Annotated in this window: 23 protein-coding genes; 8 read left to right on the top strand and 15 right to left on the bottom strand. The window is 69.6% G+C overall.

Annotation, left to right across the window (positions count from 1 at the left end):
* The gene (locus tag N0B31_RS12595) at positions 1-867 is read left to right on the top strand and encodes a CheF family chemotaxis protein (RefSeq protein WP_260591983.1); all 867 of its coding nucleotides are present in this window, start codon (positions 1-3) and stop codon (positions 865-867) included.
* 229 nt (positions 868-1096) lie between these two features.
* Here the strand turns inward: N0B31_RS12595 and N0B31_RS12590 are convergent, their stop codons facing one another.
* The 7 genes from N0B31_RS12590 to N0B31_RS12560 are packed head-to-tail and all read right to left on the bottom strand — an operon-like array spanning position 1097 to position 8466.
* Positions 1097-2002 carry a CheF family chemotaxis protein gene (locus N0B31_RS12590; RefSeq protein WP_260591982.1) on the bottom strand — a complete coding sequence of 302 codons (906 nt, stop codon included), beginning with the start codon at positions 2000-2002 and terminating at the stop codon, positions 1097-1099.
* Positions 1999-3759 (bottom strand): archaellar assembly protein ArlJ/FlaJ, encoded by a 1761-nt coding sequence (arlJ, locus tag N0B31_RS12585; RefSeq protein WP_260591981.1) that lies wholly within the window; start codon positions 3757-3759, stop codon positions 1999-2001. Before arlJ ends, N0B31_RS12590 begins: the two co-directional genes overlap by 4 nt.
* 1 nt (position 3760) lies before the next feature.
* Complete coding sequence (gene flaI, locus N0B31_RS12580; protein ID WP_260591980.1) at positions 3761-5428, bottom strand: archaellum flagellar ATPase motor FlaI; 1668 nt, start codon at positions 5426-5428, stop codon at positions 3761-3763.
* Between the two features lies 1 nt (position 5429).
* Positions 5430-6176 (bottom strand): archaellum protein ArlH, encoded by a 747-nt coding sequence (arlH, locus tag N0B31_RS12575; RefSeq protein ID WP_260591979.1) that lies wholly within the window; start codon positions 6174-6176, stop codon positions 5430-5432.
* Positions 6173-6622 (bottom strand): archaellum stator protein ArlG, encoded by a 450-nt coding sequence (arlG, locus tag N0B31_RS12570; protein WP_260591978.1) that lies wholly within the window; start codon positions 6620-6622, stop codon positions 6173-6175. The genes arlH and arlG overlap by 4 nt, the downstream gene beginning before the upstream one ends.
* Complete coding sequence (gene arlF / locus N0B31_RS12565) at positions 6622-7086, bottom strand: archaellum stator protein ArlF (protein ID WP_260591977.1); 465 nt, start codon at positions 7084-7086, stop codon at positions 6622-6624. Before arlF ends, arlG begins: the two co-directional genes overlap by 1 nt.
* The gene (locus N0B31_RS12560) at positions 7087-8466 is read right to left on the bottom strand and encodes a FlaD/FlaE family flagellar protein (protein ID WP_260591976.1); all 1380 of its coding nucleotides are present in this window, start codon (positions 8464-8466) and stop codon (positions 7087-7089) included.
* Positions 8467-8648: 182 nt separating this feature from the next.
* Here N0B31_RS12560 and N0B31_RS12555 point away from each other — a divergent pair, with 182 nt between their 5' ends.
* Positions 8649-9410, top strand: coding sequence for an RAD55 family ATPase (locus N0B31_RS12555; protein ID WP_260591975.1), 762 nt, complete (start codon positions 8649-8651; stop codon positions 9408-9410).
* A 167-nt stretch (positions 9411-9577) separates the two neighbouring features.
* On the opposite strand, the gene N0B31_RS12550 is transcribed toward N0B31_RS12555, so the two are convergent.
* The 3 genes from N0B31_RS12550 to N0B31_RS12540 all read right to left on the bottom strand — a co-directional run bounded on the left by N0B31_RS12550 (position 9578) and on the right by N0B31_RS12540 (position 11134).
* Positions 9578-10201: a flagellin gene (locus N0B31_RS12550; RefSeq protein ID WP_260591974.1), complete on the bottom strand. Its 624-nt coding sequence runs from the start codon at positions 10199-10201 to the stop codon at positions 9578-9580.
* Positions 10202-10448: 247 nt separating this feature from the next.
* Positions 10449-10730 (bottom strand): DUF7521 family protein, encoded by a 282-nt coding sequence (locus N0B31_RS12545; protein WP_260591973.1) that lies wholly within the window; start codon positions 10728-10730, stop codon positions 10449-10451.
* A 65-nt stretch (positions 10731-10795) separates the two neighbouring features.
* The gene (locus tag N0B31_RS12540) at positions 10796-11134 is read right to left on the bottom strand and encodes a winged helix-turn-helix domain-containing protein (RefSeq protein ID WP_260591972.1); all 339 of its coding nucleotides are present in this window, start codon (positions 11132-11134) and stop codon (positions 10796-10798) included.
* Between the two features lie 97 nt (positions 11135-11231).
* Between N0B31_RS12540 and N0B31_RS12535 the strand changes: the two genes are divergently transcribed.
* From N0B31_RS12535 to N0B31_RS12515, 5 genes are all read left to right on the top strand, one after another.
* Complete coding sequence (locus tag N0B31_RS12535; protein ID WP_260591971.1) at positions 11232-11744, top strand: DUF7500 family protein; 513 nt, start codon at positions 11232-11234, stop codon at positions 11742-11744.
* An 81-nt stretch (positions 11745-11825) separates the two neighbouring features.
* Entirely contained in the window at positions 11826-12194 is a 369-nt protein-coding gene (gene cheY, locus N0B31_RS12530; RefSeq protein WP_260591970.1) for a chemotaxis protein CheY, read from the top strand.
* A gap of 1 nt (position 12195) precedes the next feature.
* Positions 12196-13356: a chemotaxis protein CheC gene (locus N0B31_RS12525; protein ID WP_260591969.1), complete on the top strand. Its 1161-nt coding sequence runs from the start codon at positions 12196-12198 to the stop codon at positions 13354-13356.
* Entirely contained in the window at positions 13356-13871 is a 516-nt protein-coding gene (locus tag N0B31_RS12520; protein ID WP_260591968.1) for a chemotaxis protein CheD, read from the top strand. The genes N0B31_RS12525 and N0B31_RS12520 overlap by 1 nt, the downstream gene beginning before the upstream one ends.
* Positions 13852-14337 carry a methyl-accepting chemotaxis protein gene (locus N0B31_RS12515; RefSeq protein ID WP_260591967.1) on the top strand — a complete coding sequence of 162 codons (486 nt, stop codon included), beginning with the start codon at positions 13852-13854 and terminating at the stop codon, positions 14335-14337. The genes N0B31_RS12520 and N0B31_RS12515 overlap by 20 nt, the downstream gene beginning before the upstream one ends.
* An 18-nt stretch (positions 14338-14355) precedes the next feature.
* Here N0B31_RS12515 and N0B31_RS12510 read toward each other — a convergent pair whose 3' ends face one another.
* The 3 genes from N0B31_RS12510 to N0B31_RS12500 are packed head-to-tail and all read right to left on the bottom strand — an operon-like array spanning position 14356 to position 16325.
* Entirely contained in the window at positions 14356-14934 is a 579-nt protein-coding gene (locus N0B31_RS12510) for a DUF7504 family protein (protein WP_260591966.1), read from the bottom strand.
* 41 nt (positions 14935-14975) lie between these two features.
* Positions 14976-16040, bottom strand: a complete 1065-nt coding sequence (locus N0B31_RS12505) for a S66 family peptidase (protein ID WP_260591965.1) — start codon at positions 16038-16040, stop codon at positions 14976-14978.
* 45 nt (positions 16041-16085) lie between these two features.
* Positions 16086-16325: a DUF7543 family protein gene (locus tag N0B31_RS12500; protein WP_260591964.1), complete on the bottom strand. Its 240-nt coding sequence runs from the start codon at positions 16323-16325 to the stop codon at positions 16086-16088.
* Between the two features lie 117 nt (positions 16326-16442).
* Between N0B31_RS12500 and N0B31_RS12495 the strand changes: the two genes are divergently transcribed.
* Complete coding sequence (locus N0B31_RS12495) at positions 16443-17489, top strand: lysylphosphatidylglycerol synthase transmembrane domain-containing protein (RefSeq protein ID WP_260591963.1); 1047 nt, start codon at positions 16443-16445, stop codon at positions 17487-17489.
* A gap of 18 nt (positions 17490-17507) precedes the next feature.
* On the opposite strand, the gene N0B31_RS12490 is transcribed toward N0B31_RS12495, so the two are convergent.
* Positions 17508-17921 carry a spore germination protein GerW family protein gene (locus N0B31_RS12490; RefSeq protein WP_260591962.1) on the bottom strand — a complete coding sequence of 138 codons (414 nt, stop codon included), beginning with the start codon at positions 17919-17921 and terminating at the stop codon, positions 17508-17510.
* A gap of 123 nt (positions 17922-18044) precedes the next feature.
* Positions 18045-18293 carry a DUF8028 family protein gene (locus tag N0B31_RS12485; protein WP_260591961.1) on the bottom strand — a complete coding sequence of 83 codons (249 nt, stop codon included), beginning with the start codon at positions 18291-18293 and terminating at the stop codon, positions 18045-18047.
* Between the last annotated feature and the right edge of the window lie 77 nt (positions 18294-18370).

Here is an 18370-nt window from a genome sequence, read left to right as displayed (position 1 = left end):
ATGCAGCGCACGGACGAGCGACGACTCGCGGACGCGAGGGGGAAGTTCTGCTGGGCCAGACGGAGCGGTCGCCCCGTCGACGACGCCGACTGGACGCCCGGCCGCGTCCTCCTGTCGAACCGTCGGCTGGTGCTGGCCGGCACAGGCGGGAAACTCACCGTCGCCCTCTCGAAGGTGACGAACGTGGGCGGTCGGTTCGACGTGAACCAGCGCGTCGCCGGGGAGGCCGACTACCTCTCCGTCCACATCGACGAGGACGTTCTGCTCGTGGTGGTCCACGACGAGACGTTCGAGACGGCGTTCTACGGCGCGCTCGTCGGCCGCGACGCGCTCCGGACCCGCCACCCGGCGAAGGTCGGCGGTGTCGTCAAGGACTCGGAGTGGCAGGACGCCCGGGTGAAGGTCGAACCCGACGCGGTGGCGATGGCGACGCCGAAGGGGGAGTTCGTCGAGATCCCGTACGACGACGTGGGGGCGGTCCGGTCGGCCGAGCGGACAGTCGAGGGGTCGACCCGGCGCGTCCTCGAGGTCGAACACGCCGACGAGGAGGGGACCAGCGTCGAGACGTACTTCACGGGCAAGGCCCGCCAGTGTGCCATCCTCGCCACCGTGTTCGGCCAGCGCGAGGACCACGTCGGCGTCGACGTCGACCTCGACGAGACCGAACAGCAGGTCGTGATGGCGCTCTACTCCGGAGTCTCGCCGTTCGACATCCCCGACTTCCTCGGCATCGACGTGGACGAGGCGGAGGAACTCGTCGAGCGACTGCTCGAACTGCAGGTCGTCGAGGAGGTCCGGGTCCGGCGCGAGGTGGAGCTGAACGCGCGAGGCCGGCACATCGCCGGCGACGTCATCGAGACGCAGTAGTCCAGCCGGCCGTCTCGCTCGGCGTGGGACCCACCTCGTGTCGAGCGACTCTCCACGACCGTGTGCCGTGGCGAGGAGCGTGGAGACCAGCGCGGTGCAGATCGAACGGGTCGCGCTCCGGTACGGTTCACGCTGTATCCCGACGCGCTCGGCCCCTCCTCACCACGGCGTCCGTCCCGCCCGCTGCCCGGCACGTCGTTACCGAACACCCCGGACCCACCTCACGACCCTACTCGTTCACCGACTCGAAGTGCCGGTTCAGCAGGACGTGGCCCTGCGCCGTCGCCTGCAGGCCGGTCGGGCCGTCCTCGACGAGTCCCTCGTCGACGAGCCACTCACAGCGCTCGCTCATCGTCTCGTCGCCCCGAATCATCTCGGTCGCGTCCTCGCCGAGGGTGTGGATGGCGACGAGCACCTCGAGGTCGTCCTCGTCGACGTCGACCGTGGAGGCACCGGCGGCGGCGGCCGAGAACTCCTGTCGGAGGAAGCGCCCGAGTACGTTCAGCCGCCGGGGCGAGCGCATCCACACCTCCGTCGTGAGCGCTGACCCGTCCTCGACGTGCTCGACCGAGAGCACCGTCCGCGTCTCGCCGCCGATGGTCCGGTCGACCCAGCGGACGTACCCTACCTCGTCCGCCTCGATGGTCTCGGTCCAGCCGGCCCCGTCCTCGAACGTGAGCGTCCCCGCCCCCACGTCGAGCGAGGCCGAGCACGAGCGGACGGGCGTCTCGTCGCGCAACCGGCCGCCGACGCGGGTGGCGTAGCGGACCACGACGTCCTGCCCCTCCAGGAGCGCCCTGTAGAGGAGGCCGGCGAAGCGGTCGACGTGCTCCGTCTCGGCGCCGACGATGGCCGTCCGCCGGCGCCCGTCACCGGTGGCGTACCCGACGAGCACCGTATCGTCGAAGAGGTCCGCGACGTTCTCGGGGACCCGGCCGATGGCCACGTCGTCGATGGCGCCGAACGGGACGTTCGTCCGGGCGGCGGCGTTGACGAGGACGAGCCGCCGCGAGGACATCACCACGCGACCCCGGAGCGGGACGTACGGGCCGGCGCCGCCGGCGACGAAACTGGCGACGAAGTCGACGACCGGCCGCTCGCCCCCCTTCGCACCCTTCCCGCTCGGCGAGCTCACAGCAACGCCCCCGCGACGGAGCGCGTCGCCACGCCGAGCAGGGCACCCAGCCACAGCAGCAGGACGAAGTGGAAGTAGGCGTTGGCCTTGTGACCGCCGTCAACCTGCCGGATCATCAGCGAGGAGAGCGCGGCGTTGAACAGGACGATGAGCGTCAACAGGTACTCGATGGCGGGCACGTCGTAGACGCCGGCGTAGAGCAACTGGGCGCCGAAGCCGGTGGCGTCGAGGTTCATCTCGCTCGATATCTCCGCGAGCTCCACCGTCACCTCCAGCCCGATGAACATCGTGAACGACGCCGCGGCCGTGATGCCGTAGATGACGCCGATGAGCGTCACCGTCGCCTGCCGGCGCTGTTCGCGCAACTGGAGCACCTCGTTCATGTTCCGGCTGATGAGTTCGCCCAGCAGTTTGGGCTCGCCACCCATCTGCCGGCCGAGGTTGTACATCTCGGAGAACTTCTGGACGAGGTACGAGCGGCTCTCGGCGGCGAACAGGTACCACGAGTGACCGGTGTCGAGGCGCATCGACAGCCGGGTGTACAGCCCCTCGATGTGCGAGGAGAGCTCGCCGAAGTCCTTCTCGCGGAGCGTCTCGAGCACCGCCGTCGTCGTCGCCTGCTTCGCGCTCTCGGAGGACCCCAGCGCACGGATGAACGTCGGGAACTCCTCGTCGACGTCCTTGATGTCCTCCTCCATCCGACGGACGACGATGCCCGGGATCACGAGCGGCGTCACCGGGATGGCCGCCTTCAGCGGCAGGGGGAGGTCGGCGGCGAACCGTCCGAGCGACCCGCCGAGGAACCACATCACGGCGCCGCCGAGCAGCAGCAGCGCCGCGAGCACCCCCGCGCCGGCGACGGTCCCCAGCAGCAGCCAGTCGTCGCGTGTCCGGTGGTCGCCGGCCTGGTACCAGACCGGGTCGTACGGCGACATGGTGCGGATGACGTAGTAGAACCCGGCCTGCACGAGGACGAACACGACGAGGACGGCCGCGACGGTCGTCGCGGCGTCCACCCCCGTCAGCATCGGGAGGACGACGGCGTTCACCAGCGCGAACACCATCGAGAGGATCATCGACAGGTAGAGGTCCTTCATCACCTCGAGGTTGTCGAGCGTCCCCTCGTAGACGGTGACGTACGCCTGCGTCATCGCCTCCTGTTCTCCGAGGAGGAAGTCGCCGAGTTCCTGCCCGGCGTTCAGCGAGTAGGCCATCCGGTCGAGGAAGTCCGAGAGGGGTTTCGAGGGGACCTGTCGGGCGCGGCGCTGGCAGGCCTCGTCGAGCGACTGGTTCCACGCGTCGACCAGCTGGACGATGCGGCCCATCTCTTCGGCGAGCGCGCCGTACTCCTCCTCCTGGGCGAGCGTGCGGAACACCTCGACGCGGTCGATGTTGGTCTGCGAGAGCACCGTCATGTGCGTGACGATGAGGTTGATCTGTCGCTCCAGCGCGATGCGCTCCTGCTCGACGAGCAACTTGGGGTAGACCAGCGCCGCGCCGAACAGCACCGTCCCGAGCAGGACCAGCGGCAGCCGGACGACGAGGCCGAACGGGAGGACGACGAGCCCGACCACGGAGAACGCGAAGAGCATCGCCGCGGGCGCGAGGACGAGGAGCCCGTACCGTCGGAGCGGTATCTCCATCTTCTCGTAGGCTTCGAGCACCGACTCGGCCAGTTCGAGCCAGTCGACGCCGTCGGCCCCGCCGGTCGCGGCCCCGGTCGTCCGCTCGTTCTCGGTCCCGGGCTCGGCGGCCATCTCAGCCCTCCCTGTGGATGGTGAACGGGATGCCCTCCATCCCGTCGCGCTGGTAGTCGTCGATGAACTCGTTGACCGCGTGGTAGTCGAGGATACCCTCCTGGATGGCCCGCTCGACGAGTTCCGCACGGAACGCCACGTCGTCGTAGATGTCGCGGGTGTCCTCGTAGCCGAGCAGGGTGGCGATCTTCTCCTCCAGGATGTACGAGTTGTTCATCCCCTGGAACACGATCTCGTCGTCCACGGGGTCCCAGTAGAACACCTCGCGGGTGACGACCCCGCCCATCTCCTTGGAGTAGCCCTCTATCTCGTGGACGCTCGTGACCCGCCGGAGGGTGTCGTTGCCCCGCTTGACGCGGTTCTGGAACAGCGCCACGTCACAGTTGTCCATGAACGTCTCGGGGATGTTGATGGGGTCGCCCGTGAACCGCTGGATCATCGAGACGATGTTCGAGGCGTGGAACGTGAGCATCACCGGGTGGCCGGTCTGGGCCGCCTGGAACGCCATGCGGCCCTCCTCGCCACGCACCTCGCCCACGATGATGTAGTCGGGCCGCGAGCGGAGCGCCGCGGCGACGAGGTCGAACATGTCGACCCCGCCGCCGTCCTCGGACTCTCGCGTGAGGAGCTGCTGCCACGTGTCGTGGGGGGGCAGCACCTCGGCGGTGTCCTCGGCGGTGTATATCTTCGAGTCGTTCGGGATGAACGAGAGGATGCCGTTGAGCGTGGTCGTCTTCCCCGACGCCGTCTCGCCGACGACGAACACCGTCCGTTCGTTCTCCAGACACAGCCAGAGGTAGGCTGCCAACTCGGGCGAGAGCGTGCCCCACTTCGTGATCTGGAACACGGACAGCGGGATGTCCTCGCCCTGCCGGATGGTGAGCGAGGACCCGCGCAGCGAGACGTCGTCGGAGTAGATGATGTTGATACGCGACCCGTCCGGCAGCGTGGAGTCGACGATGGGGTCGGAGTCGCTGACCGGGTCGCCGATGCGCTCGCCCATGTTCCGGATCCAGTTGTCGAACTCCGCGCTGTCCTCCCACTCGACGGTGGTCTCGATGAGGCCGTAGACGCCGTGCTCGACGTCGACCTGCTTCGGGCCGATGATGTGGATGTCCTCGTTGGCCTCGTCGCGCATGATGGGCTCGAGCGGGCCCAGCCCGACGATGTCGCGTATCAGGCGGTACCGGATCTTCTCGTAGGTCTCCTTCGTGACCTCGGTCTTCCCGAGGTTGAACCGCGAGAGGACGCGCTGGAAGGTGCCCTTCGCCTGCTCCGCGATGTGGACGATCTCGTCGAGCAACTCGACGATACGCTGTTCGTACCCCTCGTCGGTCGTGGGGGCCGACTTCGAGACCGACCGCTCCAGGAACTTGTTCTTGACGACGGTGAACACGGAGCGTTCGTCCTCGTTCAGCTCCGGCTCGATGGCGTAGTACTTCGTGTCCTCGCCGAGGTTGCCGTACACCTGGACGTAGATGGGCCCACCGAGGTGGTAGATGACGTTCGGGCGGGGGGACTCGTACTCCCCCTCGGGACCGGGGATGAGCTTCGGGAACTCGCCCGTGATCTGCTTGAACCGCTTGAGGTGTTCACGGAGGTGACTCCACCGGCCGGCCTCGCTCTTGAGGTCGGCGGATATCGTGGCGGAACCGTGCTCCGTGGTCATCTCAGGCGACGCTCCGTGACTCGATGACGATGCCGATACCCGAACGGACCGAGTACCCCACCGTGTCTCCCACCTGCTGGCCCATGCCGGCGAACCGCTTGACCGAGATGTTGCGCCGCACGTCGTTGCCCACCTCGGTCATCTCCAGTTCGAGGAACACGTCGGCGATGGAGCGGAACGGACCGATGGCCTCGTCGTCCACCGTGGTCGGGTCCACCGTGATGACGATGGTGCGACCCTCGCTCACCACGTCCCGGAAGAAGCCGATTATCTCGAGGGCGGCCTGTCGCTCGTCGTTCTGCCGCACGAGCGCCTCGAACTTCGGGTCGTTCCGGAGGATGGCGTCGAACGTGTCTACGACGATCACGTCGGACTGCCACATCGTCTCGGCGTCCATCAGCCGGGTGAGCAGTTCGCGGCGCTCCTGGTCGTCGTCGCCGGACAGCGCGCCGCTCCCCCCGACGTCGGCGTGGAGGAACAGCACCTGCTCGTCGAGCAGCGGCCGGACCACGTCGTAGGAGAGCGAGTGCATCTGGTCGAGGAACCCTCGCACCTCGAGCTCCGTCGAGAGGTAGGTCACCGAGACCCCCTCCTGACAGAACCCGTAGGTGAGTCGCTGGCTCAGCACGGACTTGCCGGCACCGTACTCGCCCTCGACGAGGACGATGGCGCCGCGCGGGAGCCCCCCACCGAGTTCCGCGGCGAGCCGGTCGTGGTCGTCGAGACCGAGCGGGAACTGGTTGCTCATGCGCGGAAGGTGAACACCTCCTCGTCGCCGCGGGTGACCAGTTTGACCCGGTGGTCGCCGGCGCCGAGCGGGCCGACGCCGACCACGACCTCGACCACGTCACCCCGGCCCCACTCGGGGGCACCCGTCACCTCGGTGACGGTCACGTCGGTCTGGTACTGGCCGTCGAGCATGACGTCGAGCACCGTCGCGTCGGCCGGGAGCGAGCGCTGGCCCGTGTTCTTCACGAGCAGCGTGACCTCCCCGGTCCCGTCGTCGTAGACGGGGCTGCCGGCGTCGCTGATGATCTCCACGTCCGTCTCGATGTTGGTCGCGAGGTCGCCGCCCTGCGCGTCGACGGCCCGCGAGACGCCCCCGACGGTGTTGATGAGGACGCCGCTGACCGCCGCCGCGAGGATGATGCTCGCGATGAACATCACGAGCGAGGGGATGGTGGAGTCGGCCATCAGCGCACCTCCGCCGCGTCACTCACGCCGGTGTCGGTCGCCACCTTCACGCGGGTCGGGTCGCCGCCGTCGAAGGTGGTGTCGAGCCACGTCCGCGAGACGGTGACCTCGAGCGTCTCGCCGGGGAGCCACACCTCGGTCCCGGTGTCGCTCTCGACGGCCCACGTCGCGTTCGCGTCGTGTGGGACGACGACGTTCTCCGCGAGCAGTGTCGTCTCGGGCACGCCGAGGGTCGTCGACCCGGTGTTCTCCATCGTCACGACGAGCGCGTTCCCCGGCGACTGGATGGCCGCGTTGGCGACGGCGACGGCGGTGTTGCGCTGTTCGAGCAGGGCCTCGGCGCGGTCGTCCTCGGCCTCGTCGACGGCCTCGTAGCTCGTCGCGGCCGCGTCGTAGAAGATGCCGGCGCTCACGAACAGGCCGACGACGACCACCGCGGTGGCTCCGCTCACGCCGAACCCCATCTACGGTCCCCCCGTGAGGCGCCCGTCGCGTTCGCGGATGAGACCGCCGGTCACCGGTCGCCCGGCGAGTCGGCTGACGTACTCGAGGCTCCGTCGGTGGTGTTCCGGCCCGAGTTCGACCGTCGAGGTGGTCGGCGCGTCGCAGAGCTCCGTCGCCAGCGTCGCGAGCCGACGCCGGACCGGCTCGGATATCCACCCCAGCCGCTCGTAGTGACGGAAGGCGTCGACGGCGCCGGCGGCGTCGCCCTCGTCGACGAGGTGGCGTGCCCAGTCGAGCAGCACCACCTCGGCGGCGTAGCCCGTCGGGACTGCCGCGAGGTACGGCCGGTCGTCGCGTGCGTGGCCGTTCCCGGCCCTCCCCGCGTGGCCGTTCTGGCTCCCGTTCCCGTTCGCCAGCGGGGTCGGCGTGGGTTCGGGTTCCGGTTCGGGCACCTGCTCGTCCACGATGGCGTCGGGTTCAGGTTCCGACTCCGGTTCGTCCTCGCCCTCGAGGCCGGGTTCCTCACCCCACGCGTCCTCGTCGTCCCCCTCCGCTTCGAGGAGGTCCGCGGCCGCCTCGTCGTCGAGGTCATCCTCATCGGATTCGGGGGCCACGACTTCCTCCTCTCCCTCCTCGTCGACGACGTCCTCCCAGCTCCCGTCGTCGGCGTCGTACTCGGCTTTCAGTTCGTCGAACGAGGCGCCGCCGCCCTCGTCGTCCTCGTCGCCCTCGGTCGCTTCGTCGGCCTCCTCCCCGAAGTCGTCGAAGTCGTCGAAGTCGTCGTCGAAGAACGACTCGGCGTCGGCGCCGGCGATCTCGGGGTCGATGGGCTCCTCACTCGCCTGGTCGCCGAAGAGGCCGAAGCTCCCGTCGGCGGCGGCCATCGCCTCGGCGTCGTCGACGAACGGGTTGATGCCGCGGGTGACGATCTCGTAGACGTCGAGCAGTTTCCGGATGGTCTCGTCGGCCTCCTCGACCGTCTCGGCCAGCTGGCGGTTCTCCTCTTTCACCGTCTCCATCGAGGAGGAGACGGCACTGAGGTCGGTCTCGAGGCTGTTGACCTTGTCCTCCAACTCCCCCACCTGGGTGCCACCGGCGTCCTCGGCCCAGTCGTCATCGCCGTCGTCGAGGTCGTCCCAGTCGTCCATCCCGTCCATCCCGTCGTCCCCGTCCCCCGCGAAGCCGGTGTCGGCGTCCTCGACGTCGTCCCCGTCGACGTCGTCGCCCTCGCTCTCGCCCTTCCCCCCGAGGTCGAACATCCCCCCAACGGCGGGGAGGACGAGGGCGAGCTCCGGCTGCGCGAGCAGGCTCACGAGGAGGTGCCAGACCATCACGGCACTCTCCGTGGCGACCGTCGGGTCCGTGAGAACCGAGGCGGTCGCGGTACTCGCTATCTGCATCGCTCTTCGGTACCGAGGTTCGACATATGAACTTTGGTCTCGAATTATCAGCGCCGATAACGGGCGCGGCGCGAGCGCCACACGCGTGGGGGCGAGTGCGGGCGCCGGTGGGGGTCGCGTCCTCGACTCGCGGCGCGTTCGTCGCCCCACAGCTATTTACTCGCGAGCGGTTACTCGGGGGTATGCAACAGGTGAAGACCGGGGTCCCCGGCCTCGACGAGGTACTCGACGGTGGGCTGGTGAAGAACGCCGCGGTCCTCGTCAGTGGCAACCCCGGAACGGGGAAGTCCATCCTCTGTCAGCAGTTCGTCTACAACGGCGTCGAGCAGTTCGACGAGGACGGGCTCTACCTCTCGTTCGAGGAGACCCGCGACGACATCCAGGAGGCCGCCGAGTCCGTGGGTCTGGAGCACTGGGGCGAGTACGTCGAGGAGGGCCACATCAAGGTGTACGACAAGCGCGACCTACTCCAGGAGGCCGATTTCTCCTCGACGCTCGATACGGTCCTCTCTGACCTCACCGAGGACCGCTACTCACGCATCGTCGTCGACTCGCTGACGATGTTCCAGATGTTCTTCGACGACGACACCGAGCGCCGGCGCTACCTGTTGAAACTCATCGACATCCTGAAGGAGAACGACCTGACCTCGCTGCTCACCCACGAGCAGTCCGCGCTGTTCCCCCGGACCGACATCGGCCTGGAGAACTTCCTCACGGACGGGAACATCTACCTCGGCCAGACGCCCACCCGCGGGACCCGCAACCGGTTCGTCTGGGTGGCCAAGATGCGCAAGCAGGCGACCAAGTCCGACCTGTTCCCGCTCGAGATCACCGACGCGGGCATCGAGGTCCACCCCGACGCCGCCGACCTGTTCGGGCTGAACAACGACCCGATGGGGATGGGCGGTGGGGGTGGCGGCGCTCCGGACGACTTCGACTTCTGAGCGGTCCGACTCTTCGGTTCTCGTGGTGCCGAGCGACGGCTGTCGCTCGCCGTTCGGAACGCACGTCACCCCGGCGACCGTGGCGGTCGCTCGGGGCGTAGGGTGCGAGAAAATGAAGGACGCTCGAAAGAGCGTAGTGTGGCTCGGAAGGAGTTTCGAAGGCGGTTCTATAGTGAGACCGGATCGTCTTCGCTCTTGCCTGCGAGCGAATCCGGAACGGTGAACCGAACAACGGTCTTGTCACCGGTTTCTGTCGTGATCTCCAATTTGACCTCTTCGCCCGCTTCCAGCTTTCCACTGGCGACGTCAGACTCCAGTGCAGCCGTATTGATGACGATGTTCGCTCGGTCGCCATCATCGGTGAAGACCGGGAGTGCACCGCCGGGGTTTCTCACCGGAACAACGGCGAAATCACTCCCATCTGCCGCGATGTCGGCTTCCGCGTTCCCGGCGTACGCCAGATTGCTGACAGTGTCGTCAGAGAGGTAATTCACGGTCGCTTGTTCCATATCAATGTCGCCAGACCCAGCTGACGACCGGACAGTCAGTTTGACCGTCTTCACGTCGTCGCTGTTACCAACGACACCGTAGGAACTCACCACTTGGACGCGGTTAGTTACTTGTTCTACGCTCTCTTCACCGGACTGTTCCGCCGTGTTCTGGAGGAACCCAGCCGTGTTCACCAGGACGCCAGCCGCGATGGCCGCGACCAGCACCATGGCGATGAAGACGATCAGGGTCCCGATACCGACCTGACCCCGCTCGTTCTCTTCTGATTCGTTTTCGAACATGTCGTGTTTGTCTCCGTTCTGACCCCACGTCCGCCCCGCGAACGTTGAAGGTCAACACCTCTACCGACCGGGTGGTTGCATATAACTGCTCGGCCCTAATTATCGACATTGAAAACGGCCGCAGTACGTCGGTTTCGGTGGTTCGAACGGTACACTTCGTACCATCACTGTGGACGCGTGCGCCCTCACGCGTGGGGCGGCTCGTGGCGTCGCTCGCCGTTCGACGTCCCGATAACTACCAGGTGTGTTACGTGTGTGTGACGACGCTGTAGACGACGAACAGCAGCCCGACGGTCGAGATGGCTCCCTCGACGAGGAGGACCTGCCGGCCCAGCGGCGCGGCCGCGAGTTCGAGGCTGGCGACGGTGGCGAGCGTCGCCGCCGCGACGAGCGTGAACCCCACCGCGAGGTGGAGCATCGACACCTTCTGGGTCCGGTGGTACGCGCGGGCCGAGAGGCCAGCCACCAGCAGTCCAGCGGTGACGTTGGTGGCGCTGAACAGCAGGTAGAGCGGTCCAGTGAGTGGCATACTCGGCGCTACTCGGGCGTTCGTATGAACCTGTGCCCTCGATTCTCGCCCCCGAGAACTGGCAGTCAGTCGTCGGCCATCGTCCGCCAGACGTCGTCGAGCTTGTTCTTGACCTGGCTCCGCTCGGCCACGTCCACCTCGTACCCCGCCTCGGTGAACTGGACGGTGACCTCGTCCACCCGCCGACGGTAGACGCTGGTCCGCCGGTGTTCGTCCGACAGCACGCGGTCGTCCAGTTCCAGCAACCCGGCCTCGGTCAACTCCTCCACCCGGCGGTAGCAGGTGGCGATGGGGATGTCGAGGTCGTTCGACAGCTGCTTGACCGACTTCGGCTCGTCGGTCGCCCCGAGGATGGCCGAGTTGTACTGTGTCCCGAGGACCAGGAGGGTCTCGTCCGGGTCCATTCGTGATTATCACCGCGTTATCAGTAGTAAAAACTACCGGCGTTTCGTCCGGCGAGCGTCCCACTACGGATTTGAGTGGGGCTGTCGAACGGGACGCATGAGTCGAGAGGACGAGGAGGGCGTCCTCGGCCCGGAGGAACTCGACATCGAACGCTCCGAGCGGGCCGCGCGGCTCTCGGACGGTCGGTTCGTCATCGCCGCCGACGCCGACGAGTCGCCCGACCCCCCGGACCCGGCCGAGATGGGCGACCCGCCGGCCGCTGGCGACGGCCCGGCCGGCACATCGGCACTCGAGCGGGTTCAGGACGCCGACACCGCCCACGGGTTCGTCGTCGCCGCCCGGTTCGGCGACGCCAGTAGCGAGACGTCCGTGTTCGCCGACGACCTCGGGCAGGTGTTCCGCTCGCTGTTGCTCTGGTACGCCGCCGGCGTCGACCCGTCCAGCCCGCCCGAGGAGGTGCTCGGCGTGCTCCTGCGGGCCTCCGGGCTCACGGTCAGATACCCACCGGGGACCCTCGCACGGCTCGTCGCCGCACACGACCTGACTCCCGAGGACGACATCGCCGACCTGCTTGCGGCCGTCTCGGAGGAGGGCGTCAACGTCGAGTGAGCTGGGGTACGGCACGTCGTTCTCAGGCCCGATAATCGGGGGCCAACCCTTATGCAGAGGATTCTCCCACCTTCGGGACGTATGGGACACACCGTACTGATCGTCGACGACTCCGCGTTCATGCGGAACCTGCTCCAGCAACTGCTGGACGGGGAGCACGAGGTCGTGGGCGAGGCCGAGAACGGCGTCGAGGCGGTCGAGCTGTACCGAGAACTGGACCCCGACGTGGTGACGATGGACGTCGTGATGCCCATCCGAGACGGCATCGAGGCGACGACGGCCATCAAGGAGGCGGACCCGGACTCCCGCGTGGTGATGTGCACCAGCGTGGGGCAGGAGGAGAAGATGCGTGCGGCCGTCGAGGCCGGCGCGGACGGGTACATCACCAAACCGTTCCAGAAGCCCAACGTCCTGGAGGCGATAGCCGACGTCGCTCCCGCGAAGGTCTGAGATGGCTGTCGACCTCGACTCGCTGGGGACGGTCACCCGGCTGGCCGACGCCGGGGCCACGGCCGCGTCCGCGTCGCTCTCCGCGCTCACCGGCATAGAGACGGAGGTGGACGTCACCCGCGTCCGGGTGTCGACGGCCGAGGACGTCCGGCGAACGCTCGCGGAGCCGTTCGTCGGCGTCCGCATCGGGTTCGACGGCGGCCTCGCCGGCGAGACGCTGCTCTGGTTCGACCCGGCCTGCGCCAACCGGGTGGTGGAGTCGCTCCTGCCGGACGCCGACGAGGCCGACTCCCGGGCCGGCCTGCAGGAGGTCGGCAACATCACCATCTCCGGGTTCATCGACGGCTGGGCGGACTACCTCGGTGAGACCATCGACATCACGCCGCCCGAGTTCGTCGAACGCGAGGGGGCCGACGCGGGGGTCGCCGGACCGCTCGGGGGACTCCTCGACGACACGGCGGCGGACACCTTCGTCTTCGAGAGCGAACTCCGCGGGGTGGGCGAGGACCTCTCGTTCCGCATCTTCATGTTCCCGACGCCGGAGAGCGTCGCGGGCTCCCCGTTCGCGGGCGTGCCGGTCGACCGACTCGGACAGTTCAACGCACTCGTCGAGGACGGGGCGCGTCAGGCCACCGCCAACATGAGCGCGATGACGGGTATCGACGCCGAGGTGGCGGTGAGCACGCTCACGTTCGTCCCCATCGAGTCCATCCCGGGCCACCTCGACGGGGACGTGCGCGTGGGGACCGTACTGGAGTTCGGGGGCCCCCCGGAGGGGTACATCGCCATCCTGTTCGACGAACCGTCCGCCGAAGGGGTCGTGGAGGCCCTGATGCCGGGCGCCGAGGGCGAGGGGTTCGAGGGGATGCGCCAGTCCGCCATCCAGGAGATCGGCAACGTCCTCACGAGCGGGTTCGTCGACGGCTGGGCGAACGCGCTGGAGACGACCATCGACATCTCGCCGCCGCAGTTCGTCCACGACATGGGGCCGGCCATCCTCGACCCGCTGGCGGCCACGCTGGCGGCCACACAGGACCACGCGTTCCTCGTCGAGTCGGAGATACGGACCCCGGAGCGGGCGTTCGGCTGTGAGGTCTACGCGCTCCCGAAGGAACGGGACCTGGAACGGGCACTCGAGACACTGCCGACCGCCGCCGACTGATGCGGGTCTACGGCTCGGCGGCCGAGACGGCGCCGGTCGACGCCACCGACGACCCCCAGACGATACGGGTCGGCATCGCGGAGTTCCGGACTGCCGCCACGGGTGAGCGGCTCCGCTCGTCGGGGTTCGGTTCCTGTGTCGGCGTGGCGCTCTCCGACCGTGCGGCCGGCGTCGCCGGGCTCGCCCACGTGATGCTCCCCGAGGCGAGCGACCCCGACCGCCCCGGCAAGTACGCGAACACGGCCGTCCCGGCGCTCGTCGAGGCCCTGCGCCAGCAGGGTGCCACCGACCTCCGGGCGAAACTCGCGGGCGGCAGCGACATGTTCGAGTTCTCCTCGGCGGACGGGAGCATCGGCGAGCGGAACGTCGAGGCCGCCGAGGCGGCGCTCGAACGCGCCGGCGTCCCCGTCGTCGGCCGGGACGTGGGCGGCGATCACGGCCGGTCGCTCACGCTGGAGGTGGACTCGGGTGCCCTCCTCGTCGCCTCGGCGGCCAGTGGCGACCTGTTACTCTGAACTCCGTTCCGGTGCCCCGGGACCGCCCGGGACGCCGGACGGGACTCGACCCGACGGGTCGGCCGATCAGACCGAGCGACTGCTCGACCTGACCGACTCGATGAACGACCTCTCGGCCGCCGTCGAGGAGATATCGTCCTCCACGGCCCAGCTCTCGTCGCTGACCACGGACGCGGCGGCGGACGGGAAGCGTGGGACGACGGCGGCGAACGCCGCCCGCAGCGGGATGGACCGCATCGAGGCCGAGACCGACCGGACCAGCGCGGAGGCACAGAGTGTGAGCGCCGCGGCCCAGCAACAGGCCTCGGCGGTGGCCGAGGTGTCCGACGGCGTCGAGCACCTCGCTCGGCGGACGGAGGACCTGGCGGCGTTGCTGGACGCGTTCGACGGGCGCCGCGGCGCACAGGCGACCGGTGCGGACGGCCCGACGACCGGCCCGGCGGTGACCGACGGCGGCGAGCGGTAGTCACCGCTCCGCTCCGGTTCAGCGCCGGCCGATGTTCCACGACTCGCCGTCGTGGCGGGCGACGGCCGAGAAGATGGACTCGACCGTCGAGAGCGTCCGTTCGTCCATGGTCCGCGGGTCGAGGTGGACGTGTGCGCGCGCGTCCGCGTTCGCCACGCGGGTCGAGAGCGCGTGCAGGAACTTGTACGCCGTCTCCACGTCGACGTACTGCAGGAGGACGGTCAGCGAGTCGAAACAGAGCGACGGCTTGACCCCCTGTTCGGCCCAGCGCTCGAGGTGGTCCGCCGCGCGGATGCCGAGTGCGGTCAGGTCCGTCGGCGAGGAGACCCGCTCGACGCTCGTCCCCGGCGGGAGCCCGGAGGGCGGGTCGCCGGTGGTGACGAACACCAGTTCCTCGGGTACCGTCCCCTCGTGGCGCTCCCACCACTCGATCCACTCGCGCGGGGAGCGTGCCAGCAGGACGACCAGGACGTGGTCGGCGTCACCGCCGTGGATCAGGCTGCGACACCCCTCGCCCATGTGCGAGTCGTGTGGTGCGCCCAGGAGGAGGACGGTTCGGGCCTCGCTCAGTGCGACCGGCCCGGACTCTTCGCTCATCGGGACAAGGTAGGTGGCCGGGGCCACCTATGTCTGCCGGTTCACCGGGTCGGGAACGTGACGCGCTCGGCCGCCGGGTCGACCACGCACCGCCCGCCCACGGGGAGCGGCGCCGTCGGGTAGGTGTGGCCCACGTCGACCCCGCAGACCACCGGCACCTCGGGGGCGTACTCCGCGACCACGTCCGTCACGAGGTCGTACTGCGCCTCGCGGTACGCGGCCCGCGCCTCGGAGCCGGGGTCCTCGTGGGGGTTCCGGGCCTTCGGTCGCCCGACGAGGACGGCGTCGACCGCCCCGAGCACCCCACGTTCGCCCATGCCGAGGAGCATCCGCCTCACCTCACTCTCGCCCGGCAGTTCCTCGCTCGACTCGAGGAACAGCACGCCGCCCGCCAGCGCGTCGGTCCCGGGACAGGTCCGGTCGGCCGCGAGGACGGTGTCGAGGACCTCCAGACAGCCCCCCCAGAGCCGGCCCTCGGCGCGCTGGTCGCCGCCACGCCACGCCCACTCCCACGGTTCGCGTTCGAGGGCCGTCCCGTGGTAGTCGGGCGCGAACCAGTCCGGGTCCTCGTCGGTCCACTCGGCCGCCGGCGTGAGGTCGCCGAACGTCTCGTCGAACAGGGCGCGCCCGAGCCACTCGCCCGCCTCGGCGAAGCGGTCGACGGCCGTCCCGAGCGTCGTCAGCACGTCGCCGCCGTAGTACGAGACGACGCCGCGCTCCCAGAGCAGGCTGTGGAGGTGGGTGTTGTCGCTCGACCCGAAGAACCGGGTCGGGGTGGCGGCGAGGACGTCCCCGTCGAGGTGCTTCAGGACCCGGACCTGGTCGTTGCCGCCGATGGTGGCGAGGACGGCTCCGATGTCCGGGTCCCGGAACGCCCGTTCGAGGTCGCGGGCGCGTTCCTCGGGGTGGTCGTAGAGCCACTCGCTCGACCTCGTCGCCGTCGGGAACGCCACGGGCTCGAGGTCGAAGCGCTCGCGGAGCAGGCGGAGGCCACGCTCGTACGGGTGGGGGAAGCGGTGGCCGCCGCCCGAGGCGGGCGACAGCACCGCCACCCGGTCACCGGGCGAGACGGGTGGGGCGACGGTCGGGGTGGCGTCGTCGGTCACGTCCCCGCGTGCGGCGCGGTCGTACAAGTGGTTTGGCCGGGCGTGTCACCCGTCCTCGTCCTCGCCCGCGTAGGCCTCGCGCCACGCCGCCGCCCGCTCCTCGGCCGCCTCGCGGGTCGGGTGCGTCTCCCGGGCGTAGTCCTGTCCCTCGGGAGCCTGTTCGAGCGCGTCGAGCGTCACCGCCCACTCGCCGCTCGTCGTCGCCCGGCAGACGACCCGGACGAACCGGTCGCGGCGCTCCCACTCGATCCGCTCCTCGCCGTCGTCCACGACGTGCCACTCCATACCCCCGCGTCGGCCCCGGTGGTCGAAAAGCCCTCGACACGGCCCGCCGGGACGGGCCGGGACTCGCGCGATGGACCGACCCGCAGACTCAAATTCGTCGAACCCCACGTTCCGTCGATGCGTCGTCGCCGCCCGCTCGCCGCTCTCCTCGCCGTCGCCCTACTCGTGGGCTTCCTCCTCGTCCTCGGTCCCGAGCGGGTGGTGCGTGACCTCTCGCGCGCCGACCCGCGACTCGTGGTGCTGGCCTGTCTGTCGACGTTCGGCGCGCTCGCGTCGTGGAGCGAGGCACAGCGCCGCCTCCACCACGCGGCCGGCGCGACGGCCGCACCGGGCGCGTTCGGCCTCGCGTACGTCACCGGCGTCTTCCTGAAGCTCACGCTCCCCGGCGGCCGCGCCGGCGGCCCGGCGGTGATGGCCTACGCGCTGGGGCGCGAGACGCGACTCGGCTTCGAGCGCGACCTGACGGCGGTGCTGACCGGGAAGGTCGTCGGCTTCCTCGGCTGTGTCCCGCCCGCCCTCGTCGGCCTCGCGTTCGTCGGCGTCCCCGCTCCCGTCGCCGACGCCGTCTCAGTCCCCGTCGGGCGCGCGCTGCTCCCGGCGACGGCGGGGCTGACCGTGACTCTCGGCGTGGTGGCCACGGCCGTCGGCCGGCGACCGGGGCTGGTCCGCACGGCCGTCCACCGCCTCGCGGCCGTCGGGCGGGCCACGGTCGGACGGCTCTCGACACGGGTGGCGACGCGCCTCGCGCGCCCGCGCGTGGAGGAGGCCCTCGACCGGGCGGCGGGCACGCTCGCGTCCATCCGCGGCGACCGCCGGGCGCTCGCGTGGGCGCTGATCTTCGCGGCGCTCGGCTGGTGTCTCGCCGCACTGCCGCTCTACCTCGCGTTCGCGGCACTCGGTGCGCCCGTCCCGCTCGCGCTGGCGCTGTTCGTCGTCCCCGCGGGAACCGTCGCCAACGGCGTCCCCCTGCCGGGCGGTATCGGCGGGGTGGAGCTGGCACTCACGGGACTGCTCGTGGCGCTCACCGGTCTCCCGGTGGCGACGGTCGGCGCCGCGGTGTTGCTCTACCGCGCGACCGGCGACGGGTTCTCGGCGCTCCTCGGTGGCGTGGGTGTCGCGGTGCGCCCCGGCGGCCGGCCGACGGCGGCCGACGTCGAGGAGTGACGGCGCCGTCGTCGGGCGTCAGTCGTCGCTACTGGTCCGGTTCCCGAGCCGGCCGAGCGCGATACCGGCGAGGAACGTCAGTCCGGCGACCCCGAGGAGGCGTCGTCGCTCGTCGAACCGGACGAACCGCGTCCCGTCGCCGTCGACCTCGAGGGCGCCGATGGGAGTGGCGCTGACGCCACCGCCGGCACCGAAGCCCTCGCCGTCATCGCCCTCCCCGGAGCCGCCGCCGAAGCCGTAGGCGACGCGGGCGACGGGGACGACGGTCCGGTCGCCCACGGTGACCGGGTCGCCGTAGACCGACTCGACGCCCGCCCGGTCGCTCAGGTCGCCGACCAGTCGCTCGAAGAACCCGTCGCCTGCCTCGGGTCGCTCGCCCTCCTGGTCGACGTGTTCGACGTCGACACCGATGCCGTGTTCCTGCTCTGCCATGGCGGGCCGGTGGTCGGCCGACGGCGAGAACCCTGTGTTGGCACTCGCCAGTCCGGCCGTCGTGTGTCGGGCCGCGGGGAAGAAGGGGACCGGTGAGGGCCGAACGCGGGGTGCGGGGTCGGGTCAGCGACGGTGGTCGTGGCCGACGACCAGCGCGAGGGCGTTCAGCACGAGGAGCGCGACAAGCGGGGCCAGTTCGCTCCCGGCCAGACCGTCGGCCAGGAGGTACAGCGAGGCGAACGGCAGCAGGACGGCACTCCAGAACCCGAGGGCCTGGACGGGGCCACGGAGGCTCCGTGCCGCGCGGGCGGCAACGTCCTGGAGGGCAGTCGTTCGTTCGTCGGTCAGGGTGGAGGGAGTCGTGGTGGACATGGGGTGCGGCCTCACCCAGACCATGGGCAGCCGACCCCATATACCCGACAGAGCATTCGATTGATTTCAGCACCTTT

It is taken from the genome of Salinirubellus salinus, from assembly GCF_025231485.1.
GTDB lineage: Archaea > Halobacteriota > Halobacteria > Halobacteriales > Haloarculaceae > Salinirubellus > Salinirubellus salinus.
Note: the sequence above shows the minus strand (reverse complement) of the source record. Positions and strands in the feature narration are given on the sequence as shown.